This window comes from Brevibacterium sp. RIT 803 (genome assembly GCF_016892625.1).
Taxonomy (GTDB): Bacteria; Actinomycetota; Actinomycetes; order Actinomycetales; family Brevibacteriaceae; genus Brevibacterium.
In genome coordinates, this window is sequence record NZ_JAFEMW010000005.1 from 416276 (window position 1) to 430985 (window position 14710).

The 14710-nt window shown below is 62.6% G+C and carries 13 protein-coding genes; 10 read left to right on the forward strand and 3 right to left on the reverse strand.

The genetic code is table 11. From position 1 onward, the window contains the following. Positions 1 to 132 precede the first annotated feature (132 nt). The 6 genes from JTF07_RS17490 to JTF07_RS17515 are packed head-to-tail and all read left to right on the forward strand — an operon-like array spanning position 133 to position 4907. Positions 133 to 825 carry an amino acid synthesis family protein gene (locus JTF07_RS17490; RefSeq protein ID WP_204235475.1) on the forward strand — a complete coding sequence of 231 codons (693 nt, stop codon included), beginning with the start codon at positions 133 to 135 and terminating at the stop codon, positions 823 to 825. Continuing rightward, positions 822 to 1373, forward strand: a complete 552-nt coding sequence (locus JTF07_RS17495) for an amino acid synthesis family protein (RefSeq protein ID WP_143924698.1) — start codon at positions 822 to 824, stop codon at positions 1371 to 1373. Before JTF07_RS17490 ends, JTF07_RS17495 begins: the two co-directional genes overlap by 4 nt. Positions 1374 to 1384: 11 nt before the next feature. Further along, positions 1385 to 2134, forward strand: a complete 750-nt coding sequence (locus JTF07_RS17500) for an alpha/beta fold hydrolase (protein ID WP_204235476.1) — start codon at positions 1385 to 1387, stop codon at positions 2132 to 2134. Continuing rightward, a complete protein-coding gene (locus tag JTF07_RS17505) occupies positions 2131 to 3612 on the forward strand; it encodes an aldehyde dehydrogenase (RefSeq protein ID WP_204235477.1) in 1482 nt (493 codons plus the stop codon). The genes JTF07_RS17500 and JTF07_RS17505 overlap by 4 nt, the downstream gene beginning before the upstream one ends. 9 nt (positions 3613 to 3621) lie before the next feature. Then, the gene (locus JTF07_RS17510) at positions 3622 to 3819 is read left to right on the forward strand and encodes a tautomerase family protein (RefSeq protein WP_204235478.1); all 198 of its coding nucleotides are present in this window, start codon (positions 3622 to 3624) and stop codon (positions 3817 to 3819) included. A gap of 41 nt (positions 3820 to 3860) precedes the next feature. Continuing rightward, positions 3861 to 4907: an LLM class flavin-dependent oxidoreductase gene (locus JTF07_RS17515; RefSeq protein ID WP_204235479.1), complete on the forward strand. Its 1047-nt coding sequence runs from the start codon at positions 3861 to 3863 to the stop codon at positions 4905 to 4907. A 233-nt stretch (positions 4908 to 5140) separates the two neighbouring features. Here the strand turns inward: JTF07_RS17515 and JTF07_RS17520 are convergent, their stop codons facing one another. Continuing rightward, positions 5141 to 5821: a GntR family transcriptional regulator gene (locus tag JTF07_RS17520; RefSeq protein ID WP_204235480.1), complete on the reverse strand. Its 681-nt coding sequence runs from the start codon at positions 5819 to 5821 to the stop codon at positions 5141 to 5143. Positions 5822 to 5961: 140 nt separating this feature from the next. Here JTF07_RS17520 and JTF07_RS20705 point away from each other — a divergent pair, with 140 nt between their 5' ends. Beyond that, positions 5962 to 6096 carry a hypothetical protein gene (locus JTF07_RS20705; protein WP_286672978.1) on the forward strand — a complete coding sequence of 45 codons (135 nt, stop codon included), beginning with the start codon at positions 5962 to 5964 and terminating at the stop codon, positions 6094 to 6096. A gap of 508 nt (positions 6097 to 6604) precedes the next feature. Here JTF07_RS20705 and fdhA read toward each other — a convergent pair. Both fdhA and JTF07_RS17530 read right to left on the reverse strand, forming a co-directional pair. Then, positions 6605 to 7819: a formaldehyde dehydrogenase, glutathione-independent gene (fdhA, locus tag JTF07_RS17525; RefSeq protein WP_204235481.1), complete on the reverse strand. Its 1215-nt coding sequence runs from the start codon at positions 7817 to 7819 to the stop codon at positions 6605 to 6607. A gap of 135 nt (positions 7820 to 7954) precedes the next feature. Then, entirely contained in the window at positions 7955 to 8881 is a 927-nt protein-coding gene (locus tag JTF07_RS17530) for a LysR family transcriptional regulator (protein ID WP_204235482.1), read from the reverse strand. A gap of 186 nt (positions 8882 to 9067) precedes the next feature. Here JTF07_RS17530 and JTF07_RS17535 point away from each other — a divergent pair, with 186 nt between their 5' ends. The 3 genes from JTF07_RS17535 (at position 9068) to JTF07_RS17545 (ending at position 14543) form a co-directional block, all read left to right on the forward strand. Then, entirely contained in the window at positions 9068 to 10366 is a 1299-nt protein-coding gene (locus JTF07_RS17535) for an aromatic ring-hydroxylating dioxygenase subunit alpha (protein ID WP_204235483.1), read from the forward strand. Further along, positions 10363 to 11904 (forward strand): flavin reductase family protein, encoded by a 1542-nt coding sequence (locus tag JTF07_RS17540; protein WP_204235484.1) that lies wholly within the window; start codon positions 10363 to 10365, stop codon positions 11902 to 11904. Before JTF07_RS17535 ends, JTF07_RS17540 begins: the two co-directional genes overlap by 4 nt. Before the next feature lie 65 nt (positions 11905 to 11969). Further along, positions 11970 to 14543 (forward strand): GcvT family protein, encoded by a 2574-nt coding sequence (locus JTF07_RS17545; protein ID WP_204235485.1) that lies wholly within the window; start codon positions 11970 to 11972, stop codon positions 14541 to 14543. The last annotated feature ends 167 nt before the right edge of the window (positions 14544 to 14710 follow it).

Genomic DNA, 14710 nt, shown 5'->3' on the forward strand with positions numbered 1-14710 from the left:
CGTAGGATCACTGTGATGTATTAGTCAATAGATTGTAGGAACCTTGATTTATCGGGAGTCTATTGGGGTATTGACTTTCATCTTTGCATGCAAGTAGATTTCTTGTATGCAACAGACTGGAGTTTTGACACGATGAGCACGACGACCGCACGCGAGCAGGATGAGGGCATCGGCCGCCTCGGCGAGCACGAGGAGCTTCCGGCGAATTTCGATGAACTGGCACAGCGACTTGGTGTCCGTTCGATCACCATTCAGCGAGAAGAGATCCTCGCTGAGGCTGGTGTCGGCCTCAGCAAACCGCTGCAGCAGGCGGCTGCGGTGGCCGTGCTGAGGAACCCATGGATCGACAGCATCGATCCACACAGTGATCTGGGTCCGGCGACCGAGAGGATCGCTCCGGTGCTGGCGAAGGTGCTGACCGATCGACTTCTGTCGATGCTCGGTTCCGCAGAGAGCGTCGAAGCTTTCGGCAAGGGTGCAGTGGTCGGGGTCGATGGAGAGATCGAACATGCCGGCGCACTCATCCACACTCCCTATTTCGGCAACATCCTGCGCGAAATGCTCGAAGGCACCTCGGTCATCTGCTTCGCCGACGGCCGATCGGGCCCATCGTCGACGATTCGGGTGCCGATGTGGCACAAGGCCCACGCCACCTCACGTGACCACTACCAGACAATCGACATCCACCTCTCGGACTCACCACGAGCCGATGAGATCTGCGTGATCGCCGCCGCCTCGACCGGCCCCCGACCGTTCGCCCGCATCGGCGACCGCAGAACCGATGGCACAGTCACCACAGAGATCCTGAAAGGACTCGTCAAATGAAGATCCGCAAACTCACCACCGTCGTCGAAGAGATCCTCTCCGAAGGCGGCCGCGAGACCAGCCCCGTCATCACCGTCGCTGCAGTTGCCGCAGTGATCGAGAACCCCTGGCGCGGTCAGGGATTCGTCGAGGACCTCAACCCAGGCATCGACGCCACTGCCAGCGCCCTCGGCGCTGAGCTTGCTCCCCGGGTCATGGAAGCACTCGGCGGCAGCCTCGAAGCCTACGGCAAGGCCGCAATCATCGGCCTCAACGGTGAGATCGAGCACGGCTCCGCACTCATCCACACACTGAAGTTCGGCAACCACTTCCGTGATGCTGCTCAGGCGTCTACCCTGCTTCCGGCCGTCGAGAAACGCGGCGAGGCGGGAGCGGTCTTCGACATTCCGCTCAAGCACTTCACTGACGCAACGATCCGCTCGCACCACCAGACCTTCGAATGGAGGGTTGCCGACGCACCTCATGCCGATGAGATCCTCATTGCGCTCGCGGGGTCGACGGGCGGACGTCCGCAGCAGCGGCTCGCGCCGCTATCGGCCGACAAGTAGGGCGCCGGATCATGCGGGATGACAATGACGTCCCCGTCGTCCTGCTCCATGGGGTCGGACTCGACAGGAACGTTTGGCAGCGGGTGGAACGACTGCTGAGGTCTCCAAGTCTTGCGCTCGATCTTCCAGGACATGGAACTCGGCCACCGTTGCAGGAACCGACCTCGGTGACAGAGATGGCCGCGGATGTGGCGGCCCGGATGCCGCCCGGGCCGGTCCACCTCGTTGGATTCTCCCTGGGATCGCTCATCGCCCAGCAGATCGCCCTCGACCATCTCGAACGTGTGCGCACGCTCACCTGTGTGAGTTCGGTGTGCGCTCGGACCGAGGACGAATCGGCCGCTGTGGCCACCCGGCTGCAGAACGCGCGCCGGGATCTGCCTGCCAGCATGGAAACCGCTCTGCAACGATGGTTCCCCGACGAAGACGGAACCGACTGGCAGGCCCAGCGGGAGGAGACGCGCCCAGTTCTCATGGCCAACAATCCGGTCTCCTATGCGCATGCCTACGCCGTCTTCGCCACAGCCGACAGGGAACTCGCAGACAGGCTGCCCGCGATTGCAGCCCCGACCCTTGCGGTGACCGGAGAATCCGATCCCGGTTCCACACCGGAGATGAGCCACCGGATCGCGGCACGGATTCCCGACACCGAAGTCGTCATCGTCCCCGGGGCCCGGCACATGCTGCCTGTGACCCATCCCGAGGTGCTCGTCGGCCATCTCGACCACCTCATCCACCAGTCAGAAAGGAATCAGCCGTGACTCTCAGACTCGATCACTTCATCGGAGGCACCCACAGTGCTCCTGCCGATGGAGGATACCTGGACAGTACCAATCCGGCCACGTTGGAAACTCTCTACGAGTTCGCCCGTGGGACCGCCGCTGATGTCGATCATGCCGTCGAGGCCGCGCGCCGGACATTCGAATCGGCGGCGTGGCAGAGAACGACACCGACACAGCGAGGTCACCTGCTGCGAAGGTTCGGCGATCTCATCGGGCGCAACGCCGACGACCTCGCTCGCTTCGAGAGTGAAGACAACGGCAAACTCCTGCGCGAGATGAAGGGGCAGCTCAAGGGGCTCCCCGAATACCTCTACTACTATGGCGGCCTGGCCGACAAGGTCCAGGGTTCGCAGATTCCGACGAACTCGCCTGAGGTCATCAACTTCACCCAGCGAGAGGCTCTTGGCGTCGTCGGGCTCATCACCCCGTGGAACTCGCCCATGACTCTCACGATCTCCAAATTGGCACCAGCCCTGGCCGCCGGCAACACTGCCGTCATCAAACCGAGTGAGTACACATCACGGACGATCCTGCGCTTGGCCGAACTCGCTCATGAGGCAGGCTTCCCCGACGGCGCGGTCAACGTCGTCACCGGAATCGGCGCCGAGGCGGGCCAGGCTCTCGTGGATTCGCCGAAGCTCGCGAAGATCTCATTCACCGGATCGACTGGAACGGGTTCTGCGATCGCCGGTGCCGCGGCCTCGCGATTCATCGGCTGCACCCTCGAGTTGGGAGGTAAGAGCCCGAACATCGTCTTCGATGACGCGAATGTGTCGAACGCCGCCATGGGCGTCATCGCAGGCATCTTTGCAGCGGGCGGTCAGACCTGCATCGCCGGCAGCAGAGTCTTCGTGCAGCGGGGCGTCTACGACGAACTGCTCGAAAAGGTCACCCAGCGGGCTTCGTCGATCATCATCGGCGATCCGATGGATCCGAAGACCGAACTCGGCCCATTGGCATTCGAAAGCCAACTGAACAAGGTCGCAGAGTACGTCGACATCGGAGTGTCCGAAGGAGGCAGCATCGCCTACGGCGGGCAGCGCCCCGAGGTCGACCTCCCCGGCTACTTCTTCCAGCCGACGGTGATCACGGATACGACAAACGATATGCGGATCTGCCGTGAGGAGATCTTCGGGCCCGTTGCCGCGATTATGCCCTTCGACACCGAAGACGAAGTACTGGGCCTGGCCAACGACACAGACTACGGTTTGGCTGCGGGAGTCTGGACTTCGAACCTTCAGCGGGCGATGCGGATGTCGCAGAGCATCGACGCAGGCACCGTGTGGATCAACATGTACCGGGCGATGTCTCCGATGTCACCACGTCAGGGATTCAAGAACTCGGGAGTCGGCATCGAACACGGAATCGAGTCGATGCACGAGTACACGAGGCTCAAGAGTATTTGGATCAATACCGACGAAGGTGCCATGGCCGACCCGTTCGTTCTGGGGCGGTGACCACCTGACATGCCTCTCATCGACATCTCAATCGCCAAGGGCCGAGATTCGCGGCAGCTGCGCGACCTCATCGCAGGAGTGCACCGGGTGGCCGAAGAGACTACCGGAGCCGCAGCAGAGAACATCACGGTGATCGTGCGCGAAGTGGAGAAGGACCTCTGGTCGCGCACGAACACGACGATCGGCGAACGCGAAGCCACGAAATAGAGAACACACAGCAAGACCGCTTGAGATCAAAGGAGCACATCATGCGCTTTTCACTCTTCCTGCACTTGGAACGCTGGGACGACTCGATCAGTCCGGAACAGCATTGGAATAACCTCGTCGAGCTGGTGAAACTAGCTGAAGCCGGCGGATTCGGGACGGTGTGGATCGGCGAGCACCACTCCATGGAGTTCGTCTCCTCTCCGAGTCCGATGCCGCAGCTGGCATATCTGGCCTCCCAGACTTCGACGATCAGGCTCGGATCAGGAACGATCATCGCTCCGTTCTGGCATCCGCTCCGCGCCGCCGGAGAAATCGCACTGCTCGATGTCATCAGCGGCGGACGCGCCGAGGTGGGAATCGCTCGCGGCGCCTACCAGTTCGAGTTCAACCGCCTGGCCGACGGCATGGCTGCAGCGGACGGCGGGGAGTACCTGAGAGAACTGGTTCCGGCAGTCCAGAAGCTGCTCCAGGGCGACTACGCTCACGAGGGCAAGCACTGGCAGTTCCCGCTCTCGACGGCTGTACCCAAGCCGATCCAGCAGCCGACCCCGCCGATCTGGTTGGCCGCGAGGAGTCCGGAGACTCATGATTTCGCCGTCGCGAACGGATGCAACGTCCAGGTCACACCGCTGATGAAGGACGACCGTGAGGTCGAGGACCTGATGGAGAAGTTCAACACTGCGATCGCCGCGCACCCCGAGGTCGAGAAACGTCCGGAGATCATGGTCCTGCGGCACACCTACCTTCATTCCCCTCGGGATCCGGAAGGCTGGAAGGTCGGCGCGAACGGCGTCAACAAGTACTACCGCACCTTCTCCTCTTGGGCATTCGGGAAGAGGGATCACGAGAACGGTTTCCTCGATCCGACTCCGGAGGAGAACTTCGCTGATCGCCCCGAGTTCGAGCTCGAAGCGCTGCATAAGTCAGCGATGATCGGTACCCCTGATGAGGTCACCAAGCGGATCCGCCACTACGAGGACCTCGGCTACGACGAATACAGCTTCTGGTCCGACAACGCACTGACTCACGAAGAGAAGAAGGCCTCACTGCAGCTCTTCATCGACGAGGTCGTCCCCAACTTCCGCTGATACGTCGTCGAGTCGCCCGGTCCCGGAGGCCGGGCACATCGAGCCGTCGATCAGCAGGATTGCGCCGGACCGGCAGGGATGTGTCAGGCCTGCAGGGAGGTGTCAGGCCTGCAGGGAGGTGTCAGGCCAGCCGGGATGCGAAAGAAGGCGGGCCTCAGATTCACTAGGAGTCTGAGGCCCGCCTTCAGCTGTGACTAATCGCTTTCAGCCGTGATTGAGTATCGCGGTTGTTCTCAGGGTTCCCGGTCGATGGATAGGGTCGTGCGAGTGCGGGGGACCAACAGTTCCTGAGTCGAGGCGAACACGTGAGATCTCATCGTAGTCTCCGCGCCGAATGGGTCCTTGTTCTGGATCATGGTGAGCACTTGGCGGTGTTCCCTGCTTGAATTGACCGCGCGACCGGGGTGATCCAGGGTCTTGCGCACCAGCGTGTAGAACGACAACTGGTTCATCAGCCGGCCGTATTGTTCGACGAGCTTGTTGTTGTCGGCCCCATCGACGAGTGTCTGATGAAATCCCTGTACCTGGCTGGCATAGGTGTCCGTGTCTCCGGCCTGCGATGTCACCTCTGAAGCAGCGACATTGTCTTCGAGCACATCGAGCTGGTGACAGGGTCCCCGTCGAGCCATAAGGGCCGCGGCCAATCCTTCAAGAACTTCTTTGAGCTGGAACATCTCGACGATCTCCCGGCGAGTCGGCTCTCGGATGAACGTGCCGACTTTCGGGCGAATCTCAATGAGGCCCTCAAGCTGCAGTTGCTTGAGAACTTCTCGAATGGGGGTTCTGGAGACGTCGAACTCATGAGCAAGTGAGACCTCGGAGAGCGGACTCCCGGGCTCGAGGTCGCCGCGTGTGATCTTCGCGCGAAGCCGTTCCAGGAGTGTCGTCGCTGGACCAGTAGGGTCTGTATGCATGCTTCAGATCGTATGTTGCATGCATGTCCGGGTCAAGGATGTGCTTGACCGAGAGGCTTCGCGCTCATCTGATCCTCATCTGGACCGAAATTTCAGGGTGATTGATCAGAACTCAGTGTAGCGAATCTCCAGCATCTGCCATGCAACGATTATCGGATGGCGAGGCAGAGATGGAGATGATGCTGATCCTGAATACGACGATTGCTGCGGAGACCCGGGCTGCTTGGCCCCGAGCTACGGTGCTGCGATGGATCGCCCGCGCCTCGATGGCATGATGGCAAACGGCCGGGAACTCCTGGCCGAAAGATTCCCATTCTTCGAGTACCGGCCGTTGCCGGACGGAGAGTTGCTTCCTCACACTGGCCCCGATGTCCTCCCTCAAGCTCCGTTGCCCATCCTCGGACCGTTGTCCTCCCTTAGGCTCCGTTTTCGGGGAAGGCCAGGCAGCCCTCGCTCACCTCGCGTTCACACGTCTGCTCGACGAAGCAAACTCGAGCTCCGCGTTGGGGCTGAGGGTGAAGCACTGAAGCGCGGGCGCTGTGCCGAGATCTCGGTGCAAAACCCCCTGGTGCTCGTCCCAGCGCCCGCGTTTCGACGAAGAGACGGCGAACGGTTGGTAACTTCTGTTCGAAGAATTTCAGTTCTTCGAGCAGAAGTTACCAACCGTTGCTGGGTGGAAGGTTGTGGCTCCCTCGGGGCCTGAAGACGTTCGCCCCGGGGCCGCCTCAGATTACTCAGGCCCTGATCTGGCACTGATCAGGCTGGGGGCCGCCTGGGCGCTGCTCAGGCCCTGACCAACCCGTGGGGGTCGAGGACGAACTTCTTTGCCACGCCTGAGTCAAACTCCGCGTAGCCCTGCGGGGCATCCTCGAGGGCGATCGGGGTGGCGTTGACGTTCCTCGCGATCGTCACCTTGTCATTGAGGATCGCGTGCATCAGCCCGCGGTTGTACTTCATGACCGGGCACTGGCCGGTGACGAAGACGTGGGACTTCGCGAAGCCGAGCCCGAAGCGCATCGACAGTGATCCCTCTTGGGCCGCCTTGTCGGCAGCCCCCGGGTCGCCGGTGACGTAGAGCCCGGGAATGCCGAGGCTGCCGCCGGCGCGAGTGATGTCCATGAGCGAGTTGAGCACAGTGGCCGGAGCCTCGGTGGCTGCATCCTTGCCGTGTCCACGGGCTTCGAAGCCCACGGCATCGATGCCGCAGTCGACCTCGGGAGTGCCGAGGATCTGCTCGATCTGATCCTTCGGGTCGCCCTTGGAGACATCGACGGTCTCGCATCCGAAGGCACGCGCCTGTGCCAGGCGGTCCTCGTTGAGGTCGCCGACGATGACAACCGATGCACCGAGGAGCTGCGCCGAGGTGGCTGCCGCGATTCCGACCGGACCTGCGCCGGCGACGTAGACCGTCGAACCGATGGTGACGCCGGCCCCGACCGCACCGTGGAACCCGGTGGGGAAGATGTCGGAGAGCATGGCCAGATCGAGGATCTTCTCCATTGCCTGGTCCTTGTCCGGGAACTTCAGGACGTTCCAATCGGCGTAGGGGACGAGCACGTATTCGGCCTGTCCGCCGACCCAACCGCCCATGTCGACATAGCCATAGGCAGAGCCTGGGCGATCAGGGTTGACGTTGAGGCAGATGCCGGTCTGTCGTTCGATGCAGTTCCGGCAGCGACCACAGGAGATGTTGAACGGCACGGAGACGAGATCGCCGACCTTGACGAATTCGACGTCACGTCCGACTTCGACCACTTCGCCGGTGATCTCGTGGCCGAGAACGAGCCCTTCGGGTGCAGTGGTGCGGCCCCGGACCATGTGCTGGTCGGAGCCGCAGATGTTCGTGGCCACGGTCTTGAGGATGACGCCGTGATCGACCTTGCGGCCGACATTGGCTGGATGGACGCCGGGGCCGTCCTTGAGGACGAAATCAGGGTACTCGGTGTCGACGACTTCGACCTTGCCGGGACCTGCGTAGCTGATTGCCTTATTGCTCATCGTTGAGTCTCCATTCGAAAGAATGTGGAAGTGGCGAACCTCAGGAGGGCTGAAAAGCCTCCTGAAATATCAGTCTTTCATCAGACGTGCCTGCAGTCTCGCCTTTCGATGGCGGGTGTGTCAACAGGCGCAGCCTCATTCGCTGAGGCGGGTCGCAAGAATGTGCTGGGAGGTGGCCCGCAGGTGTCGCAGAGACTCCTTGATCAACGGCGAATTGCGGCTGCCGGTGCGGACTGCTGCGACGATCTTCCGGCTGAGTCTGCCCGGCCCGGTCAGGCGGACTCTGGTGACATTGTCCTCCCCGGCGAGGCTGACCAGCCTGGGCAGCAGGCTGACGCCCACCCCGACCCCGACGAGTGCTGCCTGCGTTTCCCATTCGACAGATTCGTGGGAGATCCGCGGGGTCACACCGGCCGCAGTGAACGCGGCGATGAACAGTGCGTGATAGGGCGATCCGGGCGCAGCAGTGATCCAATCTTCGCCGGCCAGCTCGGCCAGAGTCACAGACTCGAATGCGGCGACCGGGTGGTCGGAGGGCACCATGACGTCGAGCGGATCGTCGAGCAGGTCGACCTTCTCGAATCGTGGATCGTCTTCGATCTGGACATCGCCCTGCATGGAGACGACGACGGCAAGGTCGATGCGTTCAGCCACGAGGAGTTCGAAACAGCGCGTGGGACTTGCTTCGGTGACATGGACCGTGGATGTGGGGTGAGACCTCTGCAGGTGGGCCGCAAGTGGTGCGAGCAGATTCGCCGAGGCGGTTGAGAAGCCTCCGATGCCGAAATGCGTCGGCGTCTGATCCCCCGCGGTCAAGGAGGAAGCGCGGATGTCCTCCCATTCGGCGATGAGCCTGTCGGATCGGCGCACGAGATTCTGGCCCGTCGCCGTTAGCCGCAGTCCGCGTCCGTCCTTGACGAGCAGGGTCATACCAAGCGAGTGCTGGAGCTCGCGCAGCTGCCCGGACACGGCCGATGCGGAATAGCCAGTGAGCTCGGCAGTGGCGGAAACGGTGCCGCAGGCGGCGAACGTGCGCAGCGTGATGAGGCGAGGATCGATCATGGCACTATTGTGCCCCAAATCATACGGATATTCCGCACGGAATATGTCAAAATCTCGCGCTTTTCCTGCAGTGTTTCGGTGGCTATTGTCTTCTGTGACAGCGCCGGTCAACTCACGTGCTCCGGCAGAGAGTCGGGGTTGTCACGGGATGCAATGCACCAGCAGCAGACATCAAGGGAGATGGAATTGACCGCAGTGAATCTGGCGCCGACGAAGAAGGGTTTCCCTGCCGGCTTCAGCGAAGAGAGACTCGATGAGATCCGTCAACTGCTCGACACGCGACGTACCGGCTTCTCACTCGAGGCTCCTTTCTACACCGACGACCATCTCTTCAATCTCGACATGCAGGCCATCTTCGGGCAGAACTGGGTCTTCGCCTGCAGCGTCGCAGAGATTCCCGAGCCCGGGGACTACGTCACCCTCGACTTCGGTCCCTATTCCCTTCTCGTGCTGCGTACCGACGACGGCGGAGTCAATGTTCTGCACAATGTGTGCCGCCACCGCGGTGCCCGCGTCCTCACCGAGGCCGCAGGGACCACAGGCAATCTGGTCTGCGGGTACCACTCGTGGACGTACGCGCCCGATGGCCAGCTCATCCACGCCTCGGCGCCGGGTGAGATGGAATTCGACAAGGCCTGCTACTCGCTCAAGCGCGCGCACGGGAAGATCGTCGCGGGACTCGTCTTCCTCTGCTTGGCAGAGGAACCGCCCACCGACTTCGACGACACCGCGGCGATCTTCGCCCCCTACGTCGGACCGCACGAGCTTGCGAAGACCAAAGTGGCCTATCAGCAGAACATCGTGGAGGAGGCCAACTGGAAACTCGTGATGGAGAACAACCGCGAGTGCTACCACTGCGATGGCCACCCGGAGCTTGCCTGCGCCCTGTTCCCGACCTGGGGACTGACCGATGAGACGATCCCGCCTCACCTCGAGGACGTCTGGGATCGCAATCAGCAGGCTCAGGCCGCACTGGAATACCGGTGCCGTCGCTACGGACTGCCCTATGAAGTCGTCGAGGAACTCGACACCCGCATCGCCGGAATCCGGATCTCACGCGAATCCCTGGACGGGCAGGGGGAGTCGTTCTCGGCCGACGGCCGACGGCTGGTGAAGAAGCTCCTCGGGGATCTTCCCGATTTTCGATTGGGTCGCTGCTCGATGCATCTGCAGCCCAACAGCTGGTTCCACCTCCTCGGGGATCATGTGGTGACCTTCACCGTGCTCCCGATCAATGCGCATCAGACTCTCGTGCGCACCACCTGGCTCGTCGCCGACGACGCGGTCGAAGGCGTCGACTACGACCTCGAAACATTGACGCATACGTGGAAGCAGACGAACCTGCAGGACAAGAATTTCGTTGAGCTCTGCCAGCAGGGAGCGACGAGTCCGTTCTACGAGCAGGGTCCGTATATGAAGAGCGAATACCAGGTCGAGGCCTTCATCAACTGGTACACCCAGCGGATGCGGGAGCACGTGGGATGAAGCGCGTCGTCGACCCCACGACTCCGCTGGCGCAGCGGACCCGGGGCCTCGAGATGCCATGGAACAGGGTCCTCTCCAGCACGACGGGACCTGCCGGTGCCGCCACGGCTCTGGGCCCCTGGCATCCGCAGGAGTTCTCCGCCGAGTGCGTGGAGACCATCCCCGAGGCGGGCGACATGATGGTCTTCGTCTTCCGGCGCATGGACGGCGCTCCACTGGCATTCCGGTCCGGTCAGTACATCAACATCGACTTTCCCGTGCATGGTCCGGATGCCGAGCCGGTGTCGAGGAGCTACTCGATCTCGAGTGCCCCGACGGAACCGTGGACATTCTCCATCACGATCAAACGTGACCCGAAGGGACTCGTCTCGCCGTGGGCGCACGAGTCCCTTCGGGTCGGCACCACGCTTGAGATGCTGGGCCCAGTGGGAGCGTTCCACCTCGCTGACTACGATCGGCGAGCCCGTTACCTCCTGCTTGCGGCGGGTGCGGGGATCACTCCGCTGATGTCGATGGTGCGCACGATCCATTCGCTGCCGGGACAGGCCGATGTCGTCCTTCTCTACCACGGCTCTGCCCCAGATCGCTTCGCCTTCGCCGAAGAGCTCAACTTCCTGCAGAAGGCCGACTTCCGCATTGAGGTCATATATACCCTCGGCGATCGGGAGCAGGCCGAGGATTCGGCCGGCGCTGGAAGCGTCTGGGTCGGAAAGACCGGCCGTCTCTCGACCGCGCTCCTCGACGAAGTCGTCCCCGATGCCAACGGGCGGCAGGTGTTCGCATGCGGTCCCGAGGGATATCTCAACACGGCGACGGACTGCTTGCGCGAGGTCGGAGTGGACGACACCTCGGTGTTCATGGAGTTCTTCTCCGGCGACCGGGAGACCCGTGCCGAATACGCCGAGGAAGTGGCGATCGCAGGCGAGATCGCCGAAGAGATCGCCTCGGCCAGCGAGGAATACTACGAAGCGCAGCCCGCCGCCTTGGAGATGTACGAACCCGAATATACGGCCGACGGGCCCGTCGAGGCCACAGGTTCGACGCTCGAGGCCGTCGACGCCTTGGCCGAAGTTCCGGTCGAGCCGGAAGCCGAGGTGGTCGTGGCAGGGATCGAACCAGGGACGGCCGCCGAGGCGGGGGATGAGCCGGTGCTGGACACCCGATCAGACTCCACTGTCGGAAGCTCCCCGGCGACCGCCTCGGCGACGGACGGTGACGGACAAGGTGACGAAGTCACGGTTGTCGATCCGACGACCTTCGCTACCGTTGGCGAAGGCGAGCACCTGATGTCCTTTGTGCGCACCGGACTCAACGTTCGCGTGGATTCGAAGGAATTCGTCCTCGACGCAGCTCGTCGTGCGGGTGTGAAGATCGGTGCGAACTGCCAAGAAGGCATGTGCGGTTCGTGCAAGGTCGTCAAACTCGATGGGGAGGTCGACATGAATCACCAAGGCGGCATCCGCGCCAGAGAGATCGATGCGGGGAAGTTCCTTCCCTGCTGCTCGACGGCGACGAGCGACCTGGTCATCGACGCCTGAGCGATCGCACCAACTCAACCTTTCGCACCATTTGATTTTCCCACTGCACCACAAAGGAGTACACAGTGCCGATTTCCTCACCATCTTCACCTCGCGTGGTCATCATCGGAGCCGGCATCGTCGGAGCCAACCTCGCGGACGAACTCGCCAAACTCGGCTGGACCAACACCCTCGTGCTCGAACAGGGGCCCTTGAATATCCCAGGCGGCTCGACCTCGCATGCCCCCGGCCTTGTCTTCTCCTCGAACGGGTCGAAGTCGATGACCGAGTTCGCGCAGTACACGATTGAGAAGCTCACCTCGCTGACTGGCCCCGATGGTCGCGGTTCGTTCCTGCCCGTCGGCGGACTTGAGATCGCCACCCAGGACGACCGACTCCAGGACCTGCACCGTCGTGCCGGATGGAATCGGTCCTGGGGCGTCGACGCCGAGGTGGTCGATGCTCAGGAATGCCTGCGGTTGTTCCCTATGCTCAATCCGGACAAGGTCCTCGGCGGGCTTCTGACTCCGGGTGATGGGCTGGCGCTCGCCGCTCGTGGCACCCAGCTGGTCATGGAACGCGCTCGGGCCGCTGGTGTCGAGTTCCGCGACCGCACCACCGTCACCGGAATTGAGCAGTCCGGTGGCAAGGTCACCGCAGTGCTGGCCGGCGACGACAGCTTCCCGGCGGACATCGTCGTCTCCTGCGCCGGATTCTGGGGCCCGAAGATCGGTGAGATGGTCGGCACGACGATCCCGCTCCTGCCTCTGGGGCACCAGTTCGCTTGGACGACCGAGGTGCCGAGCCTCGTCGGCAAGAACGAGCAGCCGGCAGGAGCCTCGGCGCCCATTCTTCGCTACCAGGACAAGGACCTCTACTACCGCGAATGGGGTGAGCGGATCGGGATCGGCTCCTATGCTCACCGGCCGATGCCAGTCGACCTCGATACGCTGCGCACCTATTCGCCCGACGAGATCACTGACGAGGTCATGCCCTCGAGCCTCGAGTTCACACCCGAGGACTTCGCCCGAGAGTGGGAGGCCACCAAGGAACTGCTGCCCGAACTGCGCCAGACTCAGGTTCAGCGCGGATTCAACGGCATCTTCTCCTTCACCCCCGACGGCGGATCGCTCGTGGGGCAGTCCCGGGAAGTCGACGGATTCTTCGTCGCCGAGGCGGTCTGGGTCACCCACGGTGCCGGCATCGCGAAGGCCGTCGCCGAACTCATCTCACTTGGGCGTTCGAACACGGACCTGTCGGGCATCGACCTCAACCGCTTCGAGGACGCACTGACGACCCCCGAATACGTCAGCGAGACCTCCCAGCAGAATTTCGTCGAGATCTACGACGTCATCCACCCGCTGCAGCCACGGGTCTCGCCGCGGGACGTGCGGCTCAGTCCCTTCAATGACCGGCAGAAGGAGCTCGGGGCATTCTTCCTCGAGACGAACGGGTGGGAGCGCCCGCACTGGTACGAAGCCAACGCTGCGCTGCTCGACGAACTGCCTGAGGACTGGAAGGCTCCTGAGCGTGAAGGGTGGGCGGATATGTTCCACTCGCCGATCGCGGCAGTGGAGGCGTGGAAGACGCGGACGAATGTGGCCATGTATGACATGACCGCTCTCAAGCGCTTCGAGGTCAAGGGGCCAGGAGCCGGCGAGCTGCTGCACGGGCTGACCACCTCGTCGATGCTGCGCAAGCCGGGAGCTGTCAGCTACACCCTGCTGCTTGATGACGAAGGCGGCATCACCAGCGACATCACCGTCGCGATCCTCGACGAGCAGACCTACCAGGTGGGAGCGAACTCGAACATCGACTTCGCCACCATCACCCGCGCGGCACGGGAACAGTCGGCGGCAGATCCGAGCAAGTGGGCTACCGTGCGCGAGACGACGCAGGGAACCTGCTGCATCGGCCTCTGGGGTCCGCTCGCCCGGGAGGTCATCGGTCAGGTCAGCACCGACGACCTCAGCAACGACGGGCTCAAATACTTCCGTACCAAGCAGATCACCATCGGCGGCATTCCCGTCACGGCGATGCGCCTGTCCTATGTCGGTGAGCTCGGCTGGGAACTCTACACCTCGATGGATCTGGGACACCGGCTCTGGGACGTGCTGTGGGAGGCTGGCCGGGAGTTCGGACTCATCGCGGGTGGCCGTGAAGCCTTCAATTCGATGCGCCTGGAGAAGGGGTTCCGCTCCTTCGGCTCCGATATGACCAGCGAGCACGAGCCCGTCCAGGCGGGACTCGGCTTCGCGGTCAAGGCCTCGAAGACCGACGACTTCAAAGGAAAGGCCGCGCTCGAGGCAAGGGCTGCAGCCACCACGACTAAGCTGACATGCCTGACACTGGATCGGCGCGAGGACGTGGTCCTGGGAACTGAGCCGGTCTACCTGACCGTTGGGGCGGGTAACGGGTCCGATACTGCCAGTTCCAGCGGCGGTACCGGAACCGCCGGCAATGGTGCAGGCAAGGCCGACGGCTACGTCACCTCGGCGGCGTACGGATACTCGATCGGAGCGACCATCGCCTACGCCTGGCTGCCGAACACTCTGAGCGTCGGAGACGGAGTCGAGATCGAGTACTTGGGACGCAGATTGCCTGCGACAGTCACCGCTGAGCCCATCTTCGACCCGGAGATGACCCGGCTGAAGGGGTGAGCGTCGGGTGGTGGGCGCAAAACTGAGACCTCTGCGCCCGTCGCCGCGAGACGAGGCGGAGTTCGAGGCGCGTGCACGTGCGTGCGTCTCGAACCTGCTTCCTACTGTCAGAACAGTACACAGTGAGCTGCGGTCCGATTTCATATTCGAGATCGGACCGCAGCGCA

What these genes read in the sequence shown, in the direction of transcription:
- JTF07_RS20705 (WP_286672978.1), top strand. Translation starts at nt 5,962, where the DNA reads ATGCAACGATTATCGGATGGCGAGGCAGAGATGGAGATGATGCTGATC.
- JTF07_RS17495 (WP_143924698.1), top strand. Translation starts at nt 822, where the DNA reads ATGAAGATCCGCAAACTCACCACCGTCGTCGAAGAGATCCTCTCCGAA.
- JTF07_RS17540 (WP_204235484.1), top strand. Translation starts at nt 10,363, where the DNA reads ATGAAGCGCGTCGTCGACCCCACGACTCCGCTGGCGCAGCGGACCCGG.
- JTF07_RS17500 (WP_204235476.1), top strand. Translation starts at nt 1,385, where the DNA reads ATGCGGGATGACAATGACGTCCCCGTCGTCCTGCTCCATGGGGTCGGA.
- fdhA (WP_204235481.1), bottom strand. Translation starts at nt 7,819, where the DNA reads ATGAGCAATAAGGCAATCAGCTACGCAGGTCCCGGCAAGGTCGAAGTC.
- JTF07_RS17510 (WP_204235478.1), top strand. Translation starts at nt 3,622, where the DNA reads ATGCCTCTCATCGACATCTCAATCGCCAAGGGCCGAGATTCGCGGCAG.
- JTF07_RS17530 (WP_204235482.1), bottom strand. Translation starts at nt 8,881, where the DNA reads ATGATCGATCCTCGCCTCATCACGCTGCGCACGTTCGCCGCCTGCGGC.
- JTF07_RS17490 (WP_204235475.1), top strand. Translation starts at nt 133, where the DNA reads ATGAGCACGACGACCGCACGCGAGCAGGATGAGGGCATCGGCCGCCTC.
- JTF07_RS17515 (WP_204235479.1), top strand. Translation starts at nt 3,861, where the DNA reads ATGCGCTTTTCACTCTTCCTGCACTTGGAACGCTGGGACGACTCGATC.
- JTF07_RS17520 (WP_204235480.1), bottom strand. Translation starts at nt 5,821, where the DNA reads ATGCATACAGACCCTACTGGTCCAGCGACGACACTCCTGGAACGGCTT.